This is a genomic window from Roseateles amylovorans (assembly GCF_025398155.2).
Lineage (GTDB): Bacteria > Pseudomonadota > Gammaproteobacteria > Burkholderiales > Burkholderiaceae_C > Roseateles > Roseateles amylovorans.
The window spans coordinates 1,901,740-1,925,440 of record NZ_CP104562.2 but is presented as its reverse complement, the minus strand read 5'-3'; the positions used below and the strand labels follow the sequence as shown (position 1 = coordinate 1,925,440).

19 protein-coding genes are annotated in these 23,701 nt (G+C 67.0%); 11 read left to right on the top strand and 8 right to left on the bottom strand.

The genetic code is table 11. The features are described from left to right. Nucleotides 1-11 precede the first annotated feature (11 nt). A complete protein-coding gene (locus N4261_RS08255) occupies nt 12-1,739 on the bottom strand; it encodes a ShlB/FhaC/HecB family hemolysin secretion/activation protein (RefSeq protein WP_261759681.1) in 1,728 nt (575 codons plus the stop codon). Between the two features lie 224 nt (nt 1,740-1,963). Between N4261_RS08255 and N4261_RS08250 the strand changes: the two genes are divergently transcribed. Further along, nucleotides 1,964-2,833, top strand: coding sequence for a response regulator transcription factor (locus N4261_RS08250; RefSeq protein ID WP_261759680.1), 870 nt, complete (start codon nt 1,964-1,966; stop codon nt 2,831-2,833). 5 nt (nt 2,834-2,838) lie between these two features. Beyond that, a complete protein-coding gene (locus N4261_RS08245) occupies nt 2,839-5,487 on the top strand; it encodes a hybrid sensor histidine kinase/response regulator (protein WP_261760653.1) in 2,649 nt (882 codons plus the stop codon). Here N4261_RS08245 and N4261_RS08240 read toward each other — a convergent pair. Continuing rightward, the gene (locus tag N4261_RS08240) at nt 5,450-5,986 is read right to left on the bottom strand and encodes a M48 metallopeptidase family protein (RefSeq protein ID WP_261760652.1); all 537 of its coding nucleotides are present in this window, start codon (nt 5,984-5,986) and stop codon (nt 5,450-5,452) included. The genes N4261_RS08245 and N4261_RS08240 overlap by 38 nt on opposite strands. Nucleotides 5,987-6,258: 272 nt before the next feature. On the opposite strand from N4261_RS08240, the gene N4261_RS08235 reads away from it, so the two are divergent. Both N4261_RS08235 and N4261_RS26040 read left to right on the top strand, forming a co-directional pair. Beyond that, on the top strand, nt 6,259-6,618 hold the full coding sequence (locus tag N4261_RS08235) for a 2Fe-2S iron-sulfur cluster-binding protein (RefSeq protein WP_261760651.1): 360 nt from the start codon (nt 6,259-6,261) through the stop codon (nt 6,616-6,618). Nucleotides 6,619-6,952: 334 nt separating this feature from the next. Next, a complete protein-coding gene (locus N4261_RS26040; RefSeq protein ID WP_290428855.1) occupies nt 6,953-8,494 on the top strand; it encodes a methyl-accepting chemotaxis protein in 1,542 nt (513 codons plus the stop codon). A 1,717-nt stretch (nt 8,495-10,211) separates the two neighbouring features. Here the strand turns inward: N4261_RS26040 and minE are convergent. The 3 genes from minE to minC all read right to left on the bottom strand — a co-directional run bounded on the left by minE (nt 10,212) and on the right by minC (nt 12,324). Further along, nucleotides 10,212-10,475, bottom strand: coding sequence for a cell division topological specificity factor MinE (minE, locus tag N4261_RS08220; protein WP_261759679.1), 264 nt, complete (start codon nt 10,473-10,475; stop codon nt 10,212-10,214). 18 nt (nt 10,476-10,493) lie between these two features. Further along, nucleotides 10,494-11,306 (bottom strand): septum site-determining protein MinD, encoded by an 813-nt coding sequence (gene minD, locus N4261_RS08215; RefSeq protein ID WP_261759678.1) that lies wholly within the window; start codon nt 11,304-11,306, stop codon nt 10,494-10,496. 106 nt (nt 11,307-11,412) lie between these two features. Continuing rightward, nucleotides 11,413-12,324: a septum site-determining protein MinC gene (gene minC, locus N4261_RS08210; protein ID WP_261759677.1), complete on the bottom strand. Its 912-nt coding sequence runs from the start codon at nt 12,322-12,324 to the stop codon at nt 11,413-11,415. A 908-nt stretch (nt 12,325-13,232) separates the two neighbouring features. On the opposite strand from minC, the gene N4261_RS08205 reads away from it, so the two are divergent. The 4 genes from N4261_RS08205 to N4261_RS08190 all read left to right on the top strand — a co-directional run bounded on the left by N4261_RS08205 (nt 13,233) and on the right by N4261_RS08190 (nt 17,978). Next, nucleotides 13,233-14,267: a bile acid:sodium symporter family protein gene (locus N4261_RS08205; protein ID WP_261759676.1), complete on the top strand. Its 1,035-nt coding sequence runs from the start codon at nt 13,233-13,235 to the stop codon at nt 14,265-14,267. 85 nt (nt 14,268-14,352) lie between these two features. Further along, nucleotides 14,353-16,398 carry a methionine--tRNA ligase gene (metG, locus tag N4261_RS08200; RefSeq protein ID WP_261759675.1) on the top strand — a complete coding sequence of 682 codons (2,046 nt, stop codon included), beginning with the start codon at nt 14,353-14,355 and terminating at the stop codon, nt 16,396-16,398. 451 nt (nt 16,399-16,849) lie between these two features. Beyond that, nucleotides 16,850-17,053 carry a DUF3460 family protein gene (locus N4261_RS08195; protein ID WP_261759674.1) on the top strand — a complete coding sequence of 68 codons (204 nt, stop codon included), beginning with the start codon at nt 16,850-16,852 and terminating at the stop codon, nt 17,051-17,053. Nucleotides 17,054-17,135: 82 nt separating this feature from the next. Further along, nucleotides 17,136-17,978 (top strand): segregation and condensation protein A, encoded by an 843-nt coding sequence (locus N4261_RS08190; protein ID WP_261760650.1) that lies wholly within the window; start codon nt 17,136-17,138, stop codon nt 17,976-17,978. A 204-nt stretch (nt 17,979-18,182) separates the two neighbouring features. Here the strand turns inward: N4261_RS08190 and N4261_RS08185 are convergent, their stop codons facing one another. The 3 genes from N4261_RS08185 to N4261_RS08175 form a co-directional block, all read right to left on the bottom strand. After that, nucleotides 18,183-18,926: a response regulator gene (locus tag N4261_RS08185; protein ID WP_261759673.1), complete on the bottom strand. Its 744-nt coding sequence runs from the start codon at nt 18,924-18,926 to the stop codon at nt 18,183-18,185. Between the two features lie 201 nt (nt 18,927-19,127). Beyond that, a complete protein-coding gene (locus N4261_RS08180) occupies nt 19,128-19,592 on the bottom strand; it encodes a MaoC family dehydratase (RefSeq protein ID WP_261759672.1) in 465 nt (154 codons plus the stop codon). Nucleotides 19,593-19,638: 46 nt separating this feature from the next. Further along, nucleotides 19,639-20,277, bottom strand: coding sequence for a ParA family protein (locus N4261_RS08175; protein ID WP_261759671.1), 639 nt, complete (start codon nt 20,275-20,277; stop codon nt 19,639-19,641). 288 nt (nt 20,278-20,565) lie between these two features. Between N4261_RS08175 and kefF the strand changes: the two genes are divergently transcribed. Genes kefF through N4261_RS08160 form a run of 3 tightly spaced genes read left to right on the top strand, consistent with a single transcriptional unit; the run spans nt 20,566 to nt 23,519 of the window. Then, on the top strand, nt 20,566-21,231 hold the full coding sequence (gene kefF / locus N4261_RS08170; protein ID WP_261760649.1) for a glutathione-regulated potassium-efflux system oxidoreductase KefF: 666 nt from the start codon (nt 20,566-20,568) through the stop codon (nt 21,229-21,231). Next, a complete protein-coding gene (kefC, locus tag N4261_RS08165) occupies nt 21,231-23,063 on the top strand; it encodes a glutathione-regulated potassium-efflux system protein KefC (protein WP_261759670.1) in 1,833 nt (610 codons plus the stop codon). The genes kefF and kefC overlap by 1 nt, the downstream gene beginning before the upstream one ends. Before the next feature lie 24 nt (nt 23,064-23,087). Further along, entirely contained in the window at nt 23,088-23,519 is a 432-nt protein-coding gene (locus N4261_RS08160) for a DUF1841 family protein (protein WP_261759669.1), read from the top strand. Nucleotides 23,520-23,701 lie beyond the last annotated feature (182 nt).

Genomic DNA, 23,701 nt, shown 5'->3' with positions numbered 1-23,701 from the left:
GGCGGCGTCGATCAGTAGCGGTAGCTGGCCTGCACCCACAGGCGCTGGCGGTCGCTGCGGCCGTCGGCATCGCGGCCGGCGGCGTTGCGTCCCGGGTTGCTGCCGATCGCATGGGCCCAGCTGGCGCGCACCGTCCACCGGTCACCGGCCAGATTGGCACCCAGGCCCGCACCCGACAGGGAATAGCGGTTGGGCTGGTTGCCCAGCGCGCCGCTCCAGGGCTGCTCATGCTGCTCGACGCGACCGTGGTCCACGAAGGCAATCAGTTGGGCGGACAGTCCACCCACGGTGCGCAGCTCGCGGCGCACTTCGGCCGTGCTCACCCACCCGTTGTCGCCACTGGCCTCGCCCACCGGATAGGCGCGCACGCCCGACGGTCCGCCCAGCAGGAACTTCTCCGAAGAGTCCAGATTGCGCGCGGACACCTGACCGTAGGCGCCGACATACAGGCCCCAGCCTGGCAGCGCCTGCGCGGTCTGCAGGCGGGAAACGCGCCAGGTCAGCTTCTGATAGCTGCCGGCGGTGCGGGCGGTCACCGAGTCGGCGAACTGGTCGTTCGCCTCGCGCAGGGCGACGGTGCCGGAGGTGACACCCAGGCCGGCATCGGTCTGCGCACCGCCCAGCCACTGGTCCCAGCCGTTGCCGAACAGATTGACCGTCAGACGGTTCAGGCGGCGATCGCGCAGGGTCTGGCCCAGCGCTTGGTCCACCAGCGTGCGGCGCTCGACATCGGTCGACACCCACAGGTTGCGCTCACGGCTGCGGATCAGCGGATAGCTCAGGCCGGCGGACACGGTGCCGGCGCGGCCCCGCAGGTCCAGCACGTCCAGCTCCTGGCCGACGTGGTAGTCCATGTAGGTGGCGCCCAACTGCGCGCGCAGACCCGACGGACCGACGCCCCAGCCATAGGCCAGCGCGGCCTGGCGGCTGCCTTCGGTGCGCGACACCGTGGCCTGCAGCAGGTCTTCACGGTTGAGCGGACGGTACAGGCTGGCCGCGGCACTGGCGCGCCAGGCGCCGGTGTAGCGGTTGTTGAAGTCGTCGATCGAGCCGTCCAGCGCCCAGTTGCGGCCGGTGTCGGCCCGCACCACCAGGCGGCTGGTGCCGGCCTCTTCACCGCGCTCCAGCGACGCGCGGGCCTGCACGCCGGGCACGTCATTGATCAGCAGCATGGCGCGCTCGAGCTGTTCATAACGCACCGGGCCCTGTTGCAGGGCGGCGTCGGCAATCGCGCTCAGGCGCGGGGCGAGCGAGCCGTCCACGCTGACCACCTGCACCCGCTGCAGACCGCTTTGCAGACGACCGGACAGCAGCGCGATCTCCAGTTCACCCTGGGTCAGGTCCTGGCGCGGCAGATAGGCACGGGCCAGCACGAAGCCGCGGGCCTGCAGCGCTGCGGTGACGCGGGCCGCCAGGGCCTGCAGCTGACCGTGAGAAAGTTGGCGTCCCTTGATGTCAGCGACCAGCGCCTGCAGTTCCGACTCGGGCAGCAGGTCCTCGGCACCGGTGAATCGAACCCGATCGATGCGGGCGCGCAGGCCGGGGCCGTTGTCGTCGGCCAGGGGCGAGGCGTTGGCAGCGCCGGGGGGCAGGTCGCCTCGCTGGGCGGGCGTGCCCAGGCGGCGTTGTTCATTCAACAGTTGACCGGCATCCGGTGCGGCGGCCCAGGCCAGGTTCATCGCCACGCTCAGCATGCTCAATCCGAGACCTGCCGCGCTCAAGCGCGTGCTGTAGTTCATCCCCAACTCCTGTTGTATTGCAGTGAGCCGGGGTTATCCCTTCAACGCGGATCTCGCGGTTCTTTCAATTCACCCTGTCCTTTTGCGAATCCGACCCTGATCGCTTGCGCAAGCGTGACGCTTGAGATTTCCGGTATTTTTGCCACCCCCTCAGGTGGGCGTTTTGCACGCATGGCGCCCGGCGAGCTGCGCAAGGCCCGGTCACGGGTCTGACAATTCGATGCATGAGTTTCCCCGTCGTTGCCCAAGAGAATCGGCGCCCGCTGCTGTTGCTGGTGGACGATCAGCCGGAGGAGTTGAAGTGGCTCACCGAGCTGCTGCAACCCCGCTATCGGCTGGCCTTCGCCGACGGCGGGCGCGCGGGCCTGCACAAGGCGCAAGCGCTGCGGCCCGACCTGATCCTGCTCGACATCAATCTCCCGGACATGGATGGCTTCGCGGTCTGCCGGCTGCTCAAGTCGGACCCAGCCACCGTGGCCGCGCCGGTGCTGTTCCTGAGCGCGCAAGGCGACGTCAACAGCCGCGTGGACGGGCTGACCGTGGGCGGCGTGGACTTCATCACGAAGCCGTTTCATCCCGAGGAAGTGCTGGCCCGCGTGCGCGTGCATCTGCAGCTGGCGGCCGGGCGGGCTGCCACGGCGCGCGAGGGCGAGGCGCCGACCGAGGGGTCAGGTCTCGCCCCAGGTGGGACGGGTGCGATGGGCAGCGCCGCGGCGGGCGTGCTGACGATGCCCACCACTTCGCCCGAGCAGCGGCTGGCCGCGGCGGCACAACGCTACATCCAGGACCATCTGGCGGAGACGCTCACGGTGAGCCTGGTGGCCCGGCAGGTGGGACTGTCCGAGCGGCGTTTGCTGGCGCTGTTTCGTGAACAACTCGGACACACGGTGTCGGGCTTCATCAGTGAGGAGCGGGTGCGCACCGGCCAGCGGCTGCTGGCCGAGACCGACATGAGCGTGCAGGACGTGGCCGCGCATGTCGGCTTTTCCAATCCCGGCAATTTCGCCACCGCCTTCCGCGAGCGTCACGGCATCAGTCCGCAGGCGTATCGGCAAGCGTTGCGCGCGGGCCGTCGCGGCAACGAGGCCGCGTGAACACCATGGGCGCCATGGGCGCCATGGGCGCGGTGTGCGCCGAGGGCGCCTCGTTGTCGGCTCGCGGGTCGGCTTGCGGGAGGCACCGGCGGTCCGCGCCGGGCCGGTTCGATCGCATCTCTGGCGATGCACGATGGCACGCCGTCCTGCTGTGGGTGCTGCTGATCGTCGCGATGCTGACGTCGCCCACGGCATCGGCGCAGTTCATCGATGCGCCGCCGGCAGCCATTGCGGCGGCGTCCGCCGCGTCAGCCTCTGCGGCGGCGGCCGCCACCTATCTGTCCACGCAACGGTCCCCTCAGCCCCATGCGCCGCCGTCGACGGCCATGATCCAGCTGCGGGAGAACCTGCCTGATCGGCTGGATCTGGCCACCACGGGGCAGATGTGGATTGAACGCGGCGCTGGTGCCGCAGCCATCGGCCCGCATGCGGCGCCGTTGCCTCCCCAGATCCCCGACAGCGCTTGGGAGCCCCTGGCGCGCGCGCGACTGACGCCGGGCTACACCCGCGATGCCTACTGGCTGCGCTGGACGCTGCATGAAACCCGCGACACGCCGCAGCGCCATGTGCTGATGCTGGATCCGGCGCGGATCGAATCGGTCACGCTCTACCAGCGGCGCCTGTGGCCGGGTGGCGGCGCGGAGGCGTGGCGGATCTCGCAGGCCGGCACCGACCTGCCCTTTACCGACCGCCCACTGCCTCTGCGCGAGAGCGCATTTGCGATGACCTTGGAGACCGGCGAGACCCGGGAGCTCTGGCTGCGGGTGGCCAGCCGCAGCTCGCTGGCGGTCTCGCCCAGTTTGTGGGTGTCCGAAGCCCTTGTCGACGAGCAGCAGTGGCGGGTGATGCGGGATGGGATGCTCTCCGCGGCGGGCTTGACGCTGGCGCTGCTGGCGGCGGGGCTGGCGGTGTCGCTGCGGGACCGCGGCTATGGCTGGATCGCCGCGTTCCTCTTCGGCGCGATGGTCTATGAAATGACGATGCGGGGCACCGCCTTCGCGCGGTTCTGGCCTGACGGCACCGATTGGGCCCAGCGCGCCTTGGGCACGACGGGTGCGCTCACCACGATGTTCCAGATCATGGCGCTGTCCGCCGTGCTGCGACTGGCGCAGACGCAGCCGCGCGTGTACCGGGCGATCCAGGTCGTGATCGCCTTGGGCCTGGTGGCGGTGGCGGTCTGCATCTGGGGGGATTACCAGCTGGGCACACGCCTGGCCGGTCCGGTGAATCTGGGATTGAGCCTTTTGGGGCTGGCGGCCAGCATCCGGGCTGCACGACGGCGCGATCCGGTGGCCGGGGTCTGGCTGTGCGCGCTGGTGGGCGTGATGCTGGGGATGGCGCCGCGTTATGCCAGCCTGTTGGGCTTTTTGCCGCATGCGTCGTGGGTGGACCTGGCGCCTTCAGTGGTTGGCACGGCCGGCGCGCTGGCGGTGATCGTGGCCATGTTGCGTCTGCTGATGCAGGAACGCCGCCGGCACGCCGAAGCCCTCGAGGCCGCCGTGGCCGAACGCACCGCCGAGCTGGCGCGGGCCAGCGCCCATGCGCAGGCCAGCGATGCGGCCAAGGGCCGGCTGCTCGGCCACATGGGCCACGATCTGCGTGCGCCCCTGGCCTCGATGGTGCAGCTGACTCGTCGCCTGCGCCCGGGCCGGGATTTCGAATCGCACCGGCAGGCGATCGAGCACGGCGGCCTGATGCTGCTGGACACCATCGACGAGTTGCAGCGCTTTGCACGCAGCCCGAATGCCGAAGCGGACACCGAGATCGTCACCGCGCCGGTCTATCTCTACGGCTTGCTGCATGAGCTGGCGCTGCAATCGCAGTCGCTGATGCTGGCCAGCACCAACCGCCTGAACCTCCAGATGGATCCGAACCTGCCACCGGTGGTGGAGGTGGATGCGCGGCGCCTGCGACAGGTGATGCTGAACCTGCTGTCCAACGCCGCGAAATACAGCCGTGCCGGCGAGATTGCGGTGCGGGCCCGCGCGACGCCGGACGGACTGACACTGTCGGTCATCGACCACGGCCCGGGCATGACGGCCGAAGAACTGGCGCGGGTGTTCGAGCCCTTCATGCGCGGACGCGCCGCCCACGGCGTGCCCGGGCTGGGTCTGGGATTGAGCATCGCGCAGCAGACGGTGCGGGCGATGGGCGGCGATCTGAGCGCCTCCAGCGCCCCCGGGCGCGGGGCCTGCTTCACGGTGGCGCTGCCACTGGTGGCGGCCGAAGAACCCCAGGTCCAGTGGCCCAGGCTCACGACGCAGGGGCTGGAATCCCTGGGGGAAGGCTGGGCCGCGGTGGTCTGGGATGAGACACCCGGGGTGCGGGACGTCTTGCTGGAGCGACTGCTCCAGTGCGGCTTCGAGGCGAGCGCGGCCGAGCAGGCTGATGAGGTGGTCGACCAACTGCAGGCCGCGTCCGATGAGGGACTGGGCCTGCTGCTGGTGAGTTCGCCGGAGGCGCTACCGTCGCCGCAATGGCTGGGGCTGCTGCGTGCGCGGTGGCCGCGGATGCGCACCCTGCTCTGCACGGCCCATGCGCGCAGCAACTGGCCCAGTGACGACCGGCTGGCGGTGATGCCGAAGCCGGCGCCTCAGGAGCTGTGGGTGCCGGTGCTCAAGCGGCTGTGTCCGCCGGTGGATGTGCCGGCTTGAGCGCGGACGCCTCGCCGGCTGCGGCATCTTGGCAGCACAGCCACAGGCGCAGATCGAACTCCAGTTGGGCGTAGTCTGGCGCCATGTGATGGCAGAGCTGATAGAAGGCCTTGTCGTGATCGGGCTGCTTGATGTGGGCCAGCTCGTGCACCACGATCATCTTCAGGAACTCGGCAGGCGCCTCGCGGAACAAGGTGGCCACCCGGATCTCGCGCCGCGCCTTGAGCCGGCTGCCCTGCACCGTGTAGGCGCGGGTGTGGGTGCCCAGGGCATGCTGGATCACCTTCAGCTTGGCGTCATAGCACACGCGTGCCAGCGGATCGGCATTGCGCATGAAGCGCTGCTTGAGGGCCTGGGTGTAGTCGAACAGGGCCTTGTCGCTGCGGATCTCATGCGGATCCGGATACTTGCGGGCCAGCATCGGCGCCAGCTCGCCACTGTCCATCAGGGTGCGGGCCTGCGCCACCAGCGCCACCGGATAGCCCTGCAGATACTTCATGCTCATGGCGGGGATTGTCGATGATCGCCTCGGACGCGTATCGGCGCACCGGCGCACCGGCGCACCGGCATATCGACTGATCGACATCGCCGGATCACCAGGTCGCCACATTTGCACCTCTGCACACCTCGACGCATTGGCGTGTCGGTGCATCGATGTCTCGGCAGATGGCGCGCAGGCATGATGGCGGGATGAACGACCCCACGTCCATCGACACCGTCGCAGGCCAGTCCCCCACCGACGCACGCGAAGGCAGCGCGGACAGCCAGACCCTGCCTGACGCAGCGTCCTTCAGCGTCGAACTCCGACCCCAAGGCTGGCGCTTTGAGGCGCCGCCCGACCAGACACTGCTGCTGGCGGCGCTGGACATGGGCCTGCGGCTGCCCCACTCCTGCCGCAACGGCACCTGCCGGGCCTGCATCGCCAAGCTGGCGGCGGGAACGATCGATTACCGCATCGAATGGCCGGGTCTGTCGCGCGAGGAGAAGGCGGAGGGCTGGATCCTGCCGTGCGTGGCCTGCGCGCGGTCCGACCTGGTGCTGGAAGCGCCGGCCGCCATCAACCTGTTCGACCTGCCGCCCCCGCCGGCCCCACCGGTGATCGTGGCGCCGCGCCCGCCCGGGTCGACCTGAACCTCGGCATCACCTCGGCATGAGCTCGGCATGTTGCCGCCAGACCTGGCCTCTTGCGCGTGGTCCGGTCGAAATCAGGCCCACTGGAACCACCATCCGTCACCGCGGTTCGCGCGATGCCAATCGCCCTCGCCCCCGTCGAAATCGCCCAGGTCCGGTGACGACGGCGTGACAGCGGGCTGGGTTCGCGTCGCAATTCACAAAGGCCCCTCTTTTCGATGCATCAGGAGCAACCCTGAGGATGCAGCATGTCGGTTTGCTGAAATCGCTGGCGCACCCGCCGGCAAGAAGCCAAGAAAACAAGCAAACCAATCGGGAAAAAAAGGATGTGGAGATGATGAAGCTCAACCAATGGCGACTGCGCAGTCGCGTGCTGGCCGGATTCGCCCTGGTGATCGTGCTGATGGCCGTGGCCTCGACCGTGGGCATCCTGCGGGTGTCGATGCTGCATCAGCGCATCGAGCGCCTGGTGGAAGTCGACATGCATGTGCTGGAGATCTCCCGTCAATGGGCGGGGCTGACCGAGGGCAACATCCAGCGCCGCATCGTGGCGCTGGTGATGGACGACGAGGCCTTCGTGAAGGCCTTCACCGCGCGCTCCAAGGAGCTCTCCGCCCGGATCGACAAGATCCAGAAGGAGCTCGACGAAAACGTCAAGGAAGCCGAAGGCGCCAAGCTCATCGACCAGATCGGTGAAGCGCGCAAGAAGTACCAGGACGCGCGAGACGCGCTGGTGAAGGTCAAGGCGGGTGGCGAGGACATCAAGGCCCGTGCCGCCACGGAACTGATCCCGGCGATGAATGCGTATCTGGAAAGCATCGAGCGCTTCGCCGACCACACCCGCGACCTGCTCCAGGCGGCGCGCGTGGAGGCGCAAGCGGAGGCGCAGAGCACGCGGGTGCTGGTGATGTCGCTGATGGCCGTGGCCATCCTGCTGGGCGTGGGCATTGCGCTGGTGATCACTCGTTCCGTCACCGAGCCGCTGGAGCAGGCCCAGACGCTGAGCCAGGCCATCGCCGACGGCGACCTGAGCCGCAGCGGCAACGCCGAAGGCCAGGACGAAGTGGCTGCGCTCAATCGTTCGCTGCTGGAGATGCAGGCCCGTCTGGCGACCACCATCTCCGGCGTGCGCAGCGCGGCCGATCAGGTGCGCAATGCCTCCAGTGAAATTGCCACGGGCAATGCCGATCTCTCCAACCGCACCGAGCAGGCGGCCAGCAGCCTGGAAGAAACCGGCGCCGCCATGGCCCAACTGAGCGAAGGCGTGAAGCTGAACGCCGAGGCGGCGCGAGAGGCCGACACCCTGGCGCAGACCGCGTCGGAGGTGGCGGGTCGCGGCGGTGCGATGGTGGAGCAGGTCATCAGCACGATGAACGACATCCAGCAGTCGTCCAACAAGATCTCCGACATCATCGGCGTGATTGACGGCATCGCCTTCCAGACCAACATCCTGGCGCTGAACGCGGCGGTGGAAGCGGCCCGCGCGGGCGAGCAAGGCCGCGGCTTTGCGGTGGTGGCGAGCGAAGTGCGCTCGCTGGCGCAACGCAGCGCGGAGGCGGCCAAGGAAATCAAGTCGCTGATCTCTGCCTCGGTGGAGCGTGTGGATGGCGGCAGTCGGCTGGTGGGAGACACCGGCGCGACGATGCGTGAGGTGGTGGAAAGCGTGCAGCGCGTGACGCGCATCATTGGGGAGATCTCCTCCTCCAGTGCGGCCCAGTCGCTGACCCTGGGCGAGATTGGCCAGGCGGTGCATCAGCTGGACCAGATGACCCAGCAGAATGCCGCGCTGGTCGAGGAATCCGCCGCCGCCGCAGAAAGCCTCCGGGATCAGTCGGCGCAGCTCGTCGACGCGGTCGCCAGCTTCAAGCTGCGGTAAGCACCTCACAGCACCGCCCGGCCTCGCACCGAGCGCTCGCGACAGCCAACCTGTTCGGCCGTGGCGCTCGGGCGAGGCGCTCGGTGTTGGTCTCCTCGGGCTACTCGCTCGAGATTGAGCTGCTGGGACGATGTCCTCGGTGCCGATCTCGATCAGTCCTCGGTGGTTCGAGTGACGGGAGGGCTTGGGGTTTTGGCCCTGCCAATTCCCCATGCCCTCGCGGCCCAACGCGCCGGACCGAGCAGGTCGGCGGTCTCCATTCCCTTGCGAAAGACCCCCAACGAGCGCAGCCGGAGAGACCGTCGGCCACGCTGGCTCAGACGCTTCGCATTCGCCCTCGTGGCCGACGGTCTCTCCGGCTCGGCGGATCACCGAGGTTTGCCCCAAGCGCACGGCGCCCTTCGACAGACAGGCCCACGCCACCCACCGACGCGATGCCTCGGTCCCAAATCGTCTCAGTCCTCTGTGGTTCGAGGACGGGAGGGCTTGGGGTTTTGGCCCTGCCAAGGCCCCATGCCCTCGCGGCCCAACGCACTGAACTGAGCAGGTCGGCGGTCTCTGTTCCCTTGCGAAAGACCCCCAACGAGCGCAGCCGCAGAGACCGTCGACCACGCTGGCTCAGACGCTCCGCATTCGCCCTCGTGGCCGACGGTCTCTCCGGCTCAGCGGATCACCGAGGTTTGCCCCAAGCGCACGGCGCCCTTCGACAGGCAGGCCCACGCCACCCACCGACGCGATGCCTCGGTCCCAAATCGTCTCAGTCCTGGGTGGTTCGAGGACGGGAGGGCTTGGGGTTTTGGCCCTGCCAAGGCCCCATGCCCTCGCGGCCCAACGCACTGAACTGAGCAGGTCGGCGGTCTCTGTTCCCTTGCGAAAGACCCCCAACGAGCGCAGCCGCAGAGACCGTCGACCACGCTGGCTCAGACGCTCCGCATTCGCCCTCGTGGCCGACGGTCTCTCCGGCTCAGCGGATCACCGAGGTTTGCCCCAAGCGCACGGCGCCCTTCGACAGGCAGGCCCACGCCACCCACCGACGCGATGCCTCGGTCCCAAATCGTCTCAGTCCTGGGTGGTTCGAGGACGGGAGGGCTTGGGGTTTTGGCCCTGCCAAGGCCCCATGCCCTCGCGGCCCAACGCACTGAACTGAGCAGGTCGGCGGTCTCTGTTCCCTTGCGAAAGACCCCCAACGAGCGCAGCCGCAGAGACCGTCGACCACGCTGGCTCAGACGCTCCGCATTCGCCCTCGTGGCCGACGGTCTCTCCGGCTCAGCGGATCACCGAGGTTTGCCCCAAGCGCACGGCGCCCTTCGACAGGCAGGCCCACGCCACCCACCGACGCGATGCCTCGGTCCCAAATCGTCTCAGTCCTGGGTGGTTCGAGGACGGGAGGGCTTGGGGTTTTGGCCCTGCCAAGGCCCCATGCCCTCGCGGCCCAACGCACTGAACTGAGCAGGTCGGCGGTCTCTGTTCCCTTGCGAAAGACCCCCAACGAGCGCAGCCGCAGAGACCGTCGACCACGCTGGCTCAGACGCTCCGCATTCGCCCTCGTGGCCGACGGTCTCTCCGGCTCTCGAACCACCGATCACGTCAAAGAATCCCACTGCATCGACCCGCGCGCTGAAATGCGCAGGCCGATCGGTGGAGGTCAGTGGTCAGTGTTCAGTGGTCAGTGGTCAGTGGACGGAGAGAAGTCCGTGGCCAAGGGACCTTGCCGGGGTCAGGGCTTGCGCCCCTCCGGCAGTTCGATCTTGACCTCGAGCACTTCGAGGTCGTCCTGACGTTCCATGTGCACCTTGATGTCGTCCGGATTGATGGCGACGTACTTGGAAATGACCGCCAGCAGCTCACGCTGCAGTTGCGGCAGGTAGTCGGGGCTGGCGCCGCGACCGTTGCGTTCGTGGGCGAGGATCAGCTGCAGGCGCTCCTTGGCAACGCTGGCGGTGCTTTTCTTTTCGCCCAGGAAGAAGGACATGAATCCCATGGTCTCTCCCGGTGAAGGTCAGCGACTGAACAGACGCTTGAAGAAGCCCGGCTTGACCGCCTCGATGAATCGCATCGGCTTGTCTTCGCCCAGGAAACGCGCCACGACATCAGCATAAGCCTCGGCCACGTCGGAGCCCTTCATGTGGATCGCCGGCAGGCCCTGGTTGGAGGCCTGCAGCACGATCTCGCTTTCAGGGACAACGCCGATGAGCGGCGTGCGCAAAATCTCGTGGATGTCCTCCAGAGAGAGCATCTGGCCGCCTTCGACCCGGTTGGGGTTGTAGCGGGTGATGAGCAGATGCTCCTTGACCGGCTCCTTGCCTTCGATCGCGCGCTTGGTCTTGCTGTTGAGCATGCCCAGGATGCGATCGGAATCGCGCACCGAGGACACCTCGGGGTTGGTGACCACCAGCGCCTCATCCGCATAGTGCATGGCCATCAAGGCGCCGGTTTCGATGCCGGCCGGCGAGTCGCAGACGATGTAGTCGAACTCCATCGCCTTGAGCTCTTCCAGCACACGCTCCACGCCCTCTTGCTTGAGCGCATCCTTGTCCCGGGTTTGCGAGGCCGCCAGGATGAAGAGCTTGTCGAGCTGCTTGTCCTTGATCAGCGCCTGGCCCAGTTTGACCTCGTCGTTGATGACGTTGATCAGGTCATACACGACACGACGCTCGCAACCCATGATCAGGTCGAGGTTGCGCAAGCCGACGTCGAAATCGATCACGGCCGTCTTGTAGCCGCGCATCGCCAGTCCGGTGGCAAAACTGGCACTGGTGGTGGTCTTGCCCACACCACCTTTGCCGGAAGTCACCACAACGATCTTGGTCATGGGTCGAGGTCCTTTCAGTGTTTCGGTCGCTGTCGTTGCAGCTCAATCAAATTCGTTGGGGCCGTTCGCGCTGGCCAGATGCCGGTCGACGATCACCGCCTGCCGCTCAGGTGCCCAGCGGCTCCATCAGCAGCTTTTCACCGTCCAGCCGCACCTGCGCGGGCTTGCCCAGCACCGCCTCGGGCAGCGGGTTTTCAGTGGTGCGGTAGATCCCGGCGATGGCGATCAGTTCGGCTTCCAGGCTCGTGGCGAAGATGCGGGCGTTGGTGTTGCCGCGTGCTCCGGCAATTGCCTTGCCACGCAAGGGCGCATAGACATGGATGTTGCCGTCGGCAATGACTTCCGCCCCATGGCTGACCAGCGCTAGCACCACCAGATCGGCGCCCTTGGCATAGACCTGTTGCCCGGATCGCAGCGGCTTGTCGACGAAGACCGTGCGCGACTCTGTCGGCACCGCAACCTCCACCTGACGCTCCACCACCACTTCCTTGATGACCTGCTGCACCACGGTTTTGACACGCGGCTCGGCACGCACTGCGGGCTGGCCCAGGTCCGGCGCTTCGGCCAGCCCGAGTTCGGTGGCCTGCGCCAGCTCGGCCGCATTCGCCCCCATCACGCCGACAGGCTGAAGCCGATACCGGCGCAGCAGCGGCAGCAGCACCGCCAGGTCGATGCGCGCCGCATCGCTGGTCGGGCTGCTGACCGATTCCGGTTGGCGCTCGGGCTCCGGCGCGGGCTCGGGCTCGGGCTCGGGATGCAGGCTGAGTTGCCCATCGTCACCCACCGCAGGAATCGACGGCGGCTTGTCATCGCCGACAGGTTCGTTCGGCAGCTGGCTCAGGTCCAACAACAGCGGGTCATGGTGGAAGGCGTCCGGCGTCTCGCCGAGACGGCTGTCCAGCGCCTGCGTCAAGGCGTGAACGTCGGACGACTTCAGCACCAAGGCGAGCAGGCTCAGCGAGGCGCTCTTCAGTTCAAACAGATCCGGCGATTTACCCGCCGGGCTACGTCCGCTCATCGATCCCGACAAAACCTGCGCCATGTAGTGGGGTGGGTGCGATTGCAAAACGCGGAGTTTAGCGGTGCGCCACGCCCTCGCTTTCAGGGTCGATCCCATGGCTTCGGGATTAAACGGCCGCACAGCCCCCATGTTTGGGGGTGGGCACACCTCCGCAGGCGGTCGAGCCGTCCCGTCATCACGATGACAAATAAAACGGATGAACTGACTGCCACTTGCAGGTGAGCCGGTCCGCCCACCAGCGGCCCCGGGCCCCGATGGGGACGGAATCGGGACCCAGACGGGTCGCTGCTTCGGGGGTCAGGAACGGCCTGTCAAGCCGAAAATCATCGATCGGGGGCTTGACTTATCCCCACATGCGCGTTCCTGACGCCAGCGAACAGAAGGTGGGGCACGCCGCTTTCGTGTTGTCCCGCCAGATCGCTAAGTGGTTGATTTATATAGCGCAATGTCCAATGCCTGGAAATGAGGCACGGAACCTCGCAGCACGGTCAATCAAGGGTTTAGGAAGTTAGTCGGCAGGTTTCCCACACAGTTATCCACAGGCACAGTGGATAGCTTTACGGTTCCTTGCAAATCAAGCATTTAGCGCCGGACGTTGAACTGCAGATCGAAGTCATTCCTCTGCCAAAGGAAGGAACGCTGCCCCGGCAGCCGGTCGATGCGCCCCCTCAATCGGGTGAAATTCGAACCGAAATCGCGCGACGGGCGCACAGCTGACCCTCCATCGTTCGGTCGCGCGACGATGTCCCTCGGTTGTGCGGACGGCCGGCGCGTCAACGTTCGATGAATGGTGTGAACCATCGATGGGCGACCCTCGGGCGGCCAGGTCGGCCGGACCGATTCGCCCGTTCGCTCTGCGCGGACAAAGATGAGGGCGCCCGCCGTGATCCCGCTAGAGTCGCCGCATGAGCAAATCGGTCGATCTTTGGGGACGGCTCCGCAAGGAGTGGTTTTTGTTGGCGCTGGTCGGCGCAGTGGCCTTGGCCAGCGTCTGGCCGGACCTGGGCCGCAGCGGCGGACTGCTTCGGCTGGATGTGGTCAGCAACTGGGGCGTGGCGCTGGTGTTCTTCCTGACCGGCCTGGGCCTGTCCACCGCCGCCTTGCGCGACGGCGCGCTGAAATGGCGCATCCACCTCCTGGTCCAGCTCTGCACCTATGCGCTGTTTCCGCTGCTGTGGTGGGGCTTCACGGCGCTCTTCGGACGCTGGTTGCCGCCCGACCTCGCCCTGGGATTCGCCTATCTGTGTGCGCTGCCGTCAACGATCTCCTCCTCCGTCGCCATGACCGTGCTGGCACGGGGGAACGTGCCGGCCGCGATCTTCAATGCCAGCGCCTCCAGCCTGCTCGGGATCGTGCTGACACCGGCGCTGGTGGCGCTGATGGCCGGCACCAGCGGCGCCACGCTGCCGTTTGGCGAAGCAGTCTGGAAACTGACTCAATTGCTGCTGCTGCCGCTGGTCGCCGGGCAATTGCTGCGACCGTTGCTGCTGAGCTTCCATCAGCGTCACAAGGCCAGGATCTCCTTGGTGGACCGCTGGGTGATCATCTTGCTGGTGCTGTCGGCCTTCAGTGACTCGGTGGCCTCCGGGCTGTGGCGGGACCACGGCGCGGAGCTGCTGGTCAAAGCCGCGCTGGGCAGTGCCGTGTTCCTGCTGGTGGTGGTGATGCTGAGCCGATGGGCCGCCCGGGCGATGGGACTGTCGGTGGAGGACGAGATCACCGCCGTGTTCTGCGGCTCCAAGAAGACGCTGGCCTCCGGCGTGCCGATGGCCAAACTGCTGTTCGGCGCCCATCCGGCGGTCGGCGTGATCGTCCTGCCCATCATGTTCTATCACCAGTTGCAGCTGATCCTGTGCTCCTGGCTGGCGCAGCGCTATGCGGCCCGTCCGACACAGGTCGCGCAGGCTGACGGACAGAAGCGCGCCGGTGCGCCCGTCTGACGCCTAAAATCCTCGGTTCTTCCGCAAGCGCCGGCCGTTCACCGAGTCCGCGCGCCGCGCTCTCCCCGCACGCCCACTCCGCGCCATGACACGCAAGCTCTTCGTCACCACCGCCCTGCCCTACGCCAATGCGAATTTCCACATTGGCCACATCATGGAGTACACCCAGGCCGACATCTGGGTGCGCTTCCAGCGCATGTTGGGCAACGAGGTGCACTTCGTCTGCGCCGACGACGCCCATGGCGCGCCGATCATGATCGCCGCGGAAAAGGCCGGCAAGACACCGCAACAGTTCGTGGCGGACATCGCCGCCGGCCGCAAGCAGTACCTGGATGGTTTCCACATCAGCTTCGACAACTGGCACTCGACCGACGGCGCCGAGAACCACGAGCTGTCCAAGGAGATCTACAAGTCGCTGCGAGCGAATGAGCTGATCTCGGTCAAGACGATCGAACAGTTCTTCGACCCGCAGAAGTCGATGTTCCTGCCCGACCGCTTCATCAAGGGCGAATGCCCCAAGTGCGGCGCGAAGGACCAGTACGGCGATTCCTGCGAGGTCTGCGGTGCGGTCTACACACCCACCGAGCTCAAGCATCCGTTCTCGGTGCTGACCGGCGCCACGCCGGTGCTGAAGAGCTCCGAGCACTACTTCTTCAAGCTGTCCGATCCGCGCTGCGTCGAGTTCCTGGAGCAATGGACCCAGACCCCGGGCCGGCTGCAGCAGGAAGTGCTCAACAAGATCAAGGAATGGTTCACCAAGGACGATGACGGCAACGGCGGCCTGGGCGACTGGGACATCAGCCGCGATGCCCCCTACTTCGGCATCGAGATCCCGGACGCGCCGGGCAAGTACTTCTATGTCTGGTTGGACGCGCCCATCGGCTATCTGGCGTCGCTGAAGAACTACTTCGGCAAGACCGGCCGTGACTTCGACGCGTTCTTCAAGGATCCGGCGGCCGAGCAGGTGCACTTCATCGGCAAGGACATCACCTACTTCCACACGCTGTTCTGGCCGGCGATGCTGCACTTCAGCGGCCGCAAGACGCCCAACCATGTGTTCGTGCATGGCTTCCTGACCGTCAACGGCGGCGAGAAGATGAGCAAGAGCCGCGGCACCGGGCTGGATCCGCTGAAGTACCTGTCGCTGGGCATGAACCCGGAATGGCTGCGTTACTACCTCGCCGCCAAGCTCAACAGCAAGGTCGAGGACGTCGACTTCAATCCGGAAGACTTCGTCGCCCGCGTCAACTCGGACCTGGTCGGCAAGTACATCAACATCGCCAGCCGGGCGGCCGGCTTCCTGACCAAGCGCTTCGACGGACAGCTGTCTGCCGATGTGGGCGTCGAGGGCCGGGTGCTGCTGGACGGTCTGCGCGCGCACAAGGCGACGATCCTGGAGCTGTACGAGACCCGCGAGTTCGGCAAGGCGCTGCGCGAGATCATGCTGCTGGCCGATCGGGTCAACGAATATGTGGACCAGAACAAGCCTTGGGACATTGCCAAGCAGGCCGGCCAGGATCAGGTGCTGCAGGACGTCTGCACCGTGTGCATCGAGGCCTTCCGGGTGCTGTCGATCTATCTGAAGCCGGTGCTGCCCGCGCTGGTGGGCAGCGTCGAGTCCTTCCTGCAGGTCGCGCCGATGGACTTCGATGATGCGGACCGCTCGCTGGGCGGCCACCGCATCGGCGGCTATCAGCATCTGATGCAGCGTGTGGATCCGAAGTTGCTCGAAGCCCTGTTCGAGCCGCCCGCGCCGCCCAAGGTGATTCCCGGCGGCGAGGAGCTGGCTCCGGAGATCAAGATCGACGACTTCGCGAAGGTGGACCTGCGGGTGGCCAAGATCGTGAAGGCGGAGCTGGTCGAGGGCTCGGACAAGCTGCTGCGTCTGACGTTGGATGTCGGCGAGGGCCGGCTGCGCAATGTGTTCAGCGGCATCCGGAGCGCCTATCAGCCCGAGCAGCTCGAAGGCAAGCTGACGGTGATGGTGGCCAACCTGGCACCGCGCAAGATGAAGTTCGGCGTGTCCGAAGGCATGGTGCTGGCCGCCAGCCATGCGGACCAGAAAGCCAACCCCGGCATCTACGTGCTCGAGCCCTTCCCCGGCGCCCAGCCCGGCATGCGGATTGGGTGAAGGGCTCCCCCCCTACCGGCTGACGCCGGCCCCCTCAGGGGGCGAGCCCGGTGACCTGGCGGAGCCAGGGCACGGGCTCTGCTGGTGGATGGGCTCCCCCCAGACCGGCGACGCCGGCCTCCTCAGGGGGCGAGCCCAGTGACCTGGTGGATGGATGGCCCCCCCTACCGGCTAACGCCGGCCCCCTCAGGGGGCGAGCCCAGTGACCTGGCAAAGCCAGGGCACGGGCTCTGCTGGGCTGGGGTGGTGGGGTGGGTACGCTGCCTCGCTATTCACTGTTCGCTGTTCGCTGTTCGCTGCTGACGCCTTGGGAGTGCGCCGAGCGGGCTGGAAATGCCGACGCTCGGGCTCTGCGGGTAGGGTCGGCCGGCGACGCTGACGGATCACGATGCCCGCGCAATGAAGCGGGCCACTAGAATCGCTTTCTAATTTCCTCCTAGACGATTTCGCCATGCCGCTGTTCTGGAAGCCCTACAAGTCCGAAATCACCAACTTCATCGACGAGCTGAAGGCCAAGAAGCCGACGCTCGAAGCTGAACAGCGCGCCGGCCGCGGCCTGCTGTGGGATCGCGAACTGAACCGCGAAGACCAGGCCAACTATCGCGCGTCACGCGTGGAGCAACAGCCCTACGTCTACCAGACCAAGTCGGACTAAGCGCCGGCCCGGAGCTGCCCCCTCCGGCCCGCCCCTCCCCGCACGCCTGGTGAGCGATTCCACCGATCTCCCCGATCCCGCCCTGTCCTTGCCGGACCCTCCGGCCAGCCAGGGCGGCGATTCGTCCACGCCCGACACCGTCGACGGCGTGGCCGTCGCCCGCCTGTACGGCGAGCCGCTGTTCGCGATGCCGCAGGACCTCTACATCCCGCCGGATGCCCTGGAAGTCTTCCTCGAAGCCTTCCAAGGCCCGCTGGACCTGCTGCTCTACCTGATCCGCAAACAGAACTTCAACATCCTCGACATCCCGCTGGCCGAGGTCACCCGCCAGTACCTCAGCTACGTCGAACAGCTCCGCCGCCACAACCTGGAACTCGCCAGCGAGTACCTGCTGATGGCCGCCATGCTGATCGAGATCAAATCCCGGATGCTGCTTCCGCCCAAGAAGTCGGAAGACGGCGCAGAACCCGAAGATCCCCGCGCCGAACTGGTCCGCCGGCTGCTGGAATATGAGCAGATGAAGCAGGCCGCCCTGCGGCTCGACCAGTTGCCGGTGCTCGGCCGCGACTTCCTGCGCGCCCAGATCCACATCGAGCAATCGCTCGCACCCCGTCTACCCGAGGTGCATGTGGACGACCTGCGCGCCGCCTGGGCCGACCTGATGCGTCGGGCCAAGCTCAATCAGCATCACAAGATCACCCGCGAGCAGCTGTCCGTGCGCGAGTACATGAGCCATCTGCTCAGGAAGTTGCAGGGCCAGCGCTTCGTCGAGTTCGAAGATCTGTTCGAGCTCGATCGCGGCCCCCAGGTGCTGGTGGTGAGCTTCATCGCGATGCTCGAGCTGTCTCGCGAACGGCTGATCGAGATCACCCAGGCCGAAGCCTTCGCGCCCATCTACGTGCGGCTGGGCTACTCGCCCACCTGATCGGGAACCGAGCGGGGGCCGAGCGGGCGCCGATCAAAAATCGATCGCCGGCCCATCGGAAATGGATCGACTGCAGATCGGAAGAGGATCGGCACAGACATGTGCAGGTCCGAGGAGGTCTGAGCACGCCTGAACAGATCCGAGCTGGCCCGCGCAGACGCACGGCGCCGTGGCGCCGAGCAGTCCTTCCCCGCTATGAATCGCTCAGCGGAAGGTCGTGAAGGCCGCGTTGGGCTGACGCTGGACCATCTGCCCCACCGCCAGCACCGCCTGGGTGCGGGAGCTCACCCCCAGCGCCTTCAGCACCGCGGCCACGTGGTCCTTGATGGTCTCCACCGAAACGCCGAGCTCACGCGCAATGATCTTGTTCGGCTTGCCCTGCAGCAGCAGCGCCAGCACATCGGTCTGGCGCGGCGTCAGTTGCAGGCCCTCCAGCCCGGTGGCGGTCTGGTAGCCGGCCTGGCTGGCCAGGGCATGCACCTGCTGCAACTTGTCGGCCATGCTGGGCGACGGGCCGTCGTCCAGCGGCGCGGGTTCGGAGTCTCGGACCTCGGAGCCGAGCGACATCGGCGGCACATAGATCCCGCCCGACATCACCAGCTTCAGCGCCTGCGCCAGCACGTCGTTGCTGGTGCGCTTCGGAATGAAGCCCATTGCGCCCTGGTCGATCGCCCGGATGACGTCGCTGGCCCGGTCGGACGCCGAGATCACCACCACCGGCAAGGACGGATATTGCGCGCGGAATTCCTCCAGCACGTCGAAACCGCTGGCATCGCCCAAATTCAGGTCCAGCAACACCAGATCAAAGTCCTGGCGTGCCTGCAAGGTCTCCCTGGCCTGTGCCGCGCTGTCGGCGCCCAACACCTGGACGTCTTCGCCCAGACCTTGGATCACGGTCTGCAACGCGGCAAGGATCAGGGGATGGTCATCGATCAGCAAAACCCTCACGCGGTTGTCTCCATGCGCCGTTTCAACGGCTTGACTTCGAAAGGCGCGATCATAGGCGCGCCCCTTCCCGCAGGCACTCCCCCTTACGGTGGCATGCGTCAGGCGTACATGTTCGCTTATCGATCCAAATCAGCCATCAGGTTTCGCCCTGTTACGGGTTGGACGTCGTGTTGCAGGTTTCGGTGACTTGGGGTGGAGAGGTCAGCGGTATTGACGGGTGATTGACTCCGCCACGCAGACCGGCTTGCCGCCGGTTTCCACCGCGGCCTCGCGCTCGACCGAGACGTCCATGCACAGTTGAGCGCCGCCCTCGATGGTCTCGAATTGCCGAAGGACGAAGCGCCCGCGCAGCCGACTGCCGACCGGCACCGGCGCCGGAAAGCGCACCCGGTTCAAGCCGTAGTTCAGGCCCATCCGGACGTCGGCCACCCGAAAGGCGGTTTCGTAGAAGCGCGGCAGCAGGCTGAGGGTAAGGAAGCCGTGCGCAATGGGGGTGCCATAGGGCCCCGCGGCCGCGCGTGACGGATCGGTATGGATCCACTGCCGGTCCTCGGTGGCCTCGGCGAAGGCCTGGATCCGGGCCTGGTCGACCTCGATCCAGTCGGACACGCCGATCTCCTGCCCCACCAGGGCTTCCAGTTCATCCAGTCTGTCGAACACACGCATGCAGATGCTCCTGAGGTTCAGGCGCCCGGCGGTTTGCGCGCTCGAATCAAGGGATCGAGGGACGCTCCAGCCAGGCACACAACTCGTGCCATTGCGCCAGATCACGGGCCACACGGCCCGGTGCGATGTCCCACAGCGTCAGACCGCGCGCGGCCAGTTGCACATAGTTCTGCGTGTCACGCAACTCGGCCAGCAACGGCAGGCCGAGCTGGTCGATGAACTGCTGCAGTTGCTGCCGGGACAGCGTGCCCTCGCGCACCCGCATGGCCACCAGGCCGACGGCGGGTGCGGTCGCTCCGCGATCCGACCACGCATCTTGCAGCTCGCGCACGAAGTCGTATGTCGCCTGGATGTCAAACAGGCTCGGTTGCAGCGGCACCACCACGCGGGTCGCGACCTTGAGCGCCTGCGCCAGCTTCTTGCCGTGCAGGCCGGCGGGGGTGTCGAGCACCGCATGCGTCACCTCCTTGGGGGTGCGCAACTGCTCGGTGGATTCGAGCGCCCAGCCGCGGACCAGCGGCAGCGTGGCCGGCCGCTGGGCCAGCCAGCGGGCCGATGACTGCTGGCGATCGATGTCGCCCAGCATGACCGCATGACCGCGATGCGCGAGATATCCCGCGATGTTGCTGGCCAGCGTGCTCTTGCCAACCCCGCCTTTGGGGTTGGCGACCAGGATGACGGGCATGGAGCCTCCTCGCCTCGATGGGTGCGTCGGGATGTTAGGCGATACCGCATACTGCGGGCCCATGACGTTCAACCGCGACATGCCCCGACGGCGCCCCGGCGCCGCAGGCAACCCTGATGTCGCCGCCTTGCCCCGCCGATGACCGACGCCGACGCTCCCTTTTCCTCCGCCGCCGGGCCCCATGGCCAGCCGGGCCGGCCCGGCCGATCCAGCCAGTCCGGACCGTCCCGCCAACCCGACTCGCCAGCCCCGACCGCCTCGCCCCCTGGCGGCCGCGCCAGTGCGCCGCTGGCACCCGCTGGCGGGCCCGGGACTCCCGCCTCGGGGCCCAGCCCTTCTGCCCAGGCACCGATCCTGATCCTGGCGGCTCATCCCGACCTGGCGCATTCCCATGTAACCCGCGCCATGCTGTCCGCCGTCCACGGCCTGCCGAATGTGCGGGTGCGGGATCTGTATGCGCTCTATCCGGACTACTCGATCGACGTGCACGCCGAACAGGAAGCCTTGCGCGACGCGGAGCTGCTGGTCTGGCTGCACCCGATGCATTGGTACGGCATGCCGGCGCTGATGAAGCTGTGGGTGGACGAGGTGCTGAGCGTGGGCTTTGCCTACGGCAGCGAAGGCCATGCGCTGCATGGCAAGGACCTGTGGCTGGTCATGTCGACCGGCGGCAGCGCCCATTCCTACAGCGCCGAGGGCTACAACCGCCATCCGGTCGACGACTTCCTGCTCCCCTACGCCCAGACCGCTGCCCTGTGCGGCATGCGCTTCCTGCCGCCACTGATGGTGCACGGCGCGCAGCGCGCCAATGAGGCGGAGATCCGCGCCCATGCGCAGCGCTTCGTCGAGGGCCTGCGAGAACTGCCGCAGTGGTGCGAGATGCAGCCCGAGCCCGCCCAGGAGGAAGTCCCCAACGAGGACCGCCCCGCCAGTCAGGAAGGAGTGCCGGTCTGATGGAAGCGCATGGCAATTGGTTGATGACGCCCCTGGTGCTGCTGGCCGCCGCCGTGCTGGCCGTGCCCCTGGCGCGTGGGTTGAAGCTGGGCGCGATCCTGGGCTATCTGGTCGCCGGCGTCCTGCTGGGACCGCAGGTGCTGGGACTGATCAGTCATCCGGCCACCGTGCTGGAGATTGGCGAGTTCGGCGTGGTGCTGATGATGTTCCTGGTCGGACTGGAGCTGGAGCCCAAGCGACTGTGGGCGATGCGCCGCCCGATCTTCGGCTGGGGATCGGCCCAGATGCTGGGCTGTGCGGCCCTGCTGCTGGCGCCGGCCTTCTGGCTGGACGCCGACTGGCACGCCGCGGTGATCGCGGCGTTGGGCCTTGCCATGTCGTCCACCGCCGTGGCGCTGTCGACCTTGAATGAGAAAAACCTGGGCGGCACCCGCGCCGGCCAGAGCGTCATCAGCGTGGCGCTGCTGCAGGACATCGCCGCCATCCCGGTGCTGGCGCTGGTGCCGCTGCTGGCCTCGCAAGGACGCCCCGCAGCAGGTCAGTCCAGCGCGAAGCTCTGGCTGGCGCTGGGCGCGCTGGTGGCGATCGTGCTGGGCGGGCGGCTGCTGATGCGCCCCCTGCTGCGGTGGATCGCCCGCAGCGGCACGCCGGAGATTTTCACCGCCGCTTCGCTGCTGCTGGTGCTGAGCACCGCGATGTTGATGCAGAAGGTGGGCCTGTCGATGGCGCTGGGCGCCTTTGCCGCCGGGGTGCTGCTCGCCGAAAGCGAATATCGCCGTGCGCTGGAGGCCGACCTGGAGCCGTTCAAGGGCCTGCTGCTGGGCATGTTCTTCATCGCCGTCGGCATGGGCCTGGATCTGGCTGTGATCTGGCAGCGTCCCATGGCGGTGCTGGGCTTGCTGGCCGCGCTGTGGATCTGCAAGGGACTGGTGCTGTGGATGCTGTCCCGATGGATGGACCTGCCCCGGATGGAACGGCCGGTCTTCGTGATCCTGCTGGCGCAGGGCGGGGAATTCGGCTTCGTCGTCTTCCAATTGGCCGAGCAGGCCACGCTGCTGGATGCGGCGCAGCGCTCGGTGCTGGTGGCGGCGGTGGCGCTGTCGCTGGCCCTGACGCCGGCCCTGCTGGCCTGGGCACAGCGGCGCGCCGGCAAGGAGACCCGCAGCTCGCCGCATGCGTTGAACGAGCAGCAGGACTCGCCGGTGATCATTGCGGGCTTCGGCCGCTACGGTCAGATCATCGGCCGGATGCTGAACGCCAGCGGCGTCTCGGCCACGGTGCTGGACCATGACGCGGACACGGTGGAATCGCTGCGTCGCTTCGGCTGGCGGGTGTTCTGGGGCGATGCCACGCGGCTGGAGCTGCTGCGCATCGCCGGTGCCGACACCGCCCATGTGCTGGTCATCGCGGTGGACGATGTGAACCACAGCCTCAAGATCGCCGAGATCGCCCGGCAGCATTTCCCCCATCTGACGCTCGTCGCCCGCGCCCGCAATGTGCAGCATTACTACGCGCTGCGGGACCTGGGCGTGAGCTTGATCGAGCGCGAGACGCTGGACTCCGCGCTGATGAGCGCCCGCAGCGTGATGGAGAAGATCGGCTGGACGCCGCATGCGGCGCGCCAGCTGGCGTGGCGTTTCCGTCGGCACAGCGTCGAGCAGATGGAACAGATGCGTCCGCACCGGGGCGATCTGGACACGCTGATCGCCATGTCCAAGCAAGGGCGCCAGCAGTTGGAGGATCGGCTGGCGCAGGAGCGGCGCGCGCTGGCGGATGGCCAGGGGGGACGGCCCTGGCAGGAACCGGAACATCCCCAGTCCGACACCCGTTGAGCCGGGCAGCGACAATCCCCACCCATGTTTGCACCTTCCCAACTCGAGGTCCGGCGCTTCTTCTGCGAGACCTATCGCAAGCGCCGCGACAGCATGCCGCTGACGCCGATGGAGGCCATCGCGGCCGACTGGATCGACCAGCACCCGGAGTATCACGACGACCTGTCCGACACCGAAGCCGCGCTGGCGGCGGTCTATACCGTCGAAGAAGGCCGGACCAATCCCTTCCTGCATCTGTCGATGCACCTGAGCCTGATCGAGCAGCACCAGATCGACCAGCCGCGCGGCGTGCGCCAAGCGCTGGACCTGCTGGCGGCGCGTCGGCAATCGCTGCATGAGGCCCATCATGAAGCGATGGAATGCCTGGGCGAGATGATCTGGACCTCGCAGCGCAGCGGCCTGCCGCCGGACGGGCATGCCTACCTCGATTGCCTGCGGCGCAAGGCGACGCGTTGACCCGTGGGCCCCTTGACCCGCTGACCCGGACGGGCCGGATCACGGCGAGGATCGCGCTGCGGATCGTCGTCACCGATTGATCGCCCCCCGGCCGGACGACCCAGCGGGGCATCCGCCACCCGGAGACGTCGCCGCCAATGCAAAAAAGCCACGCAATGCGTGGCTTTTTGCTGGGTTGAACC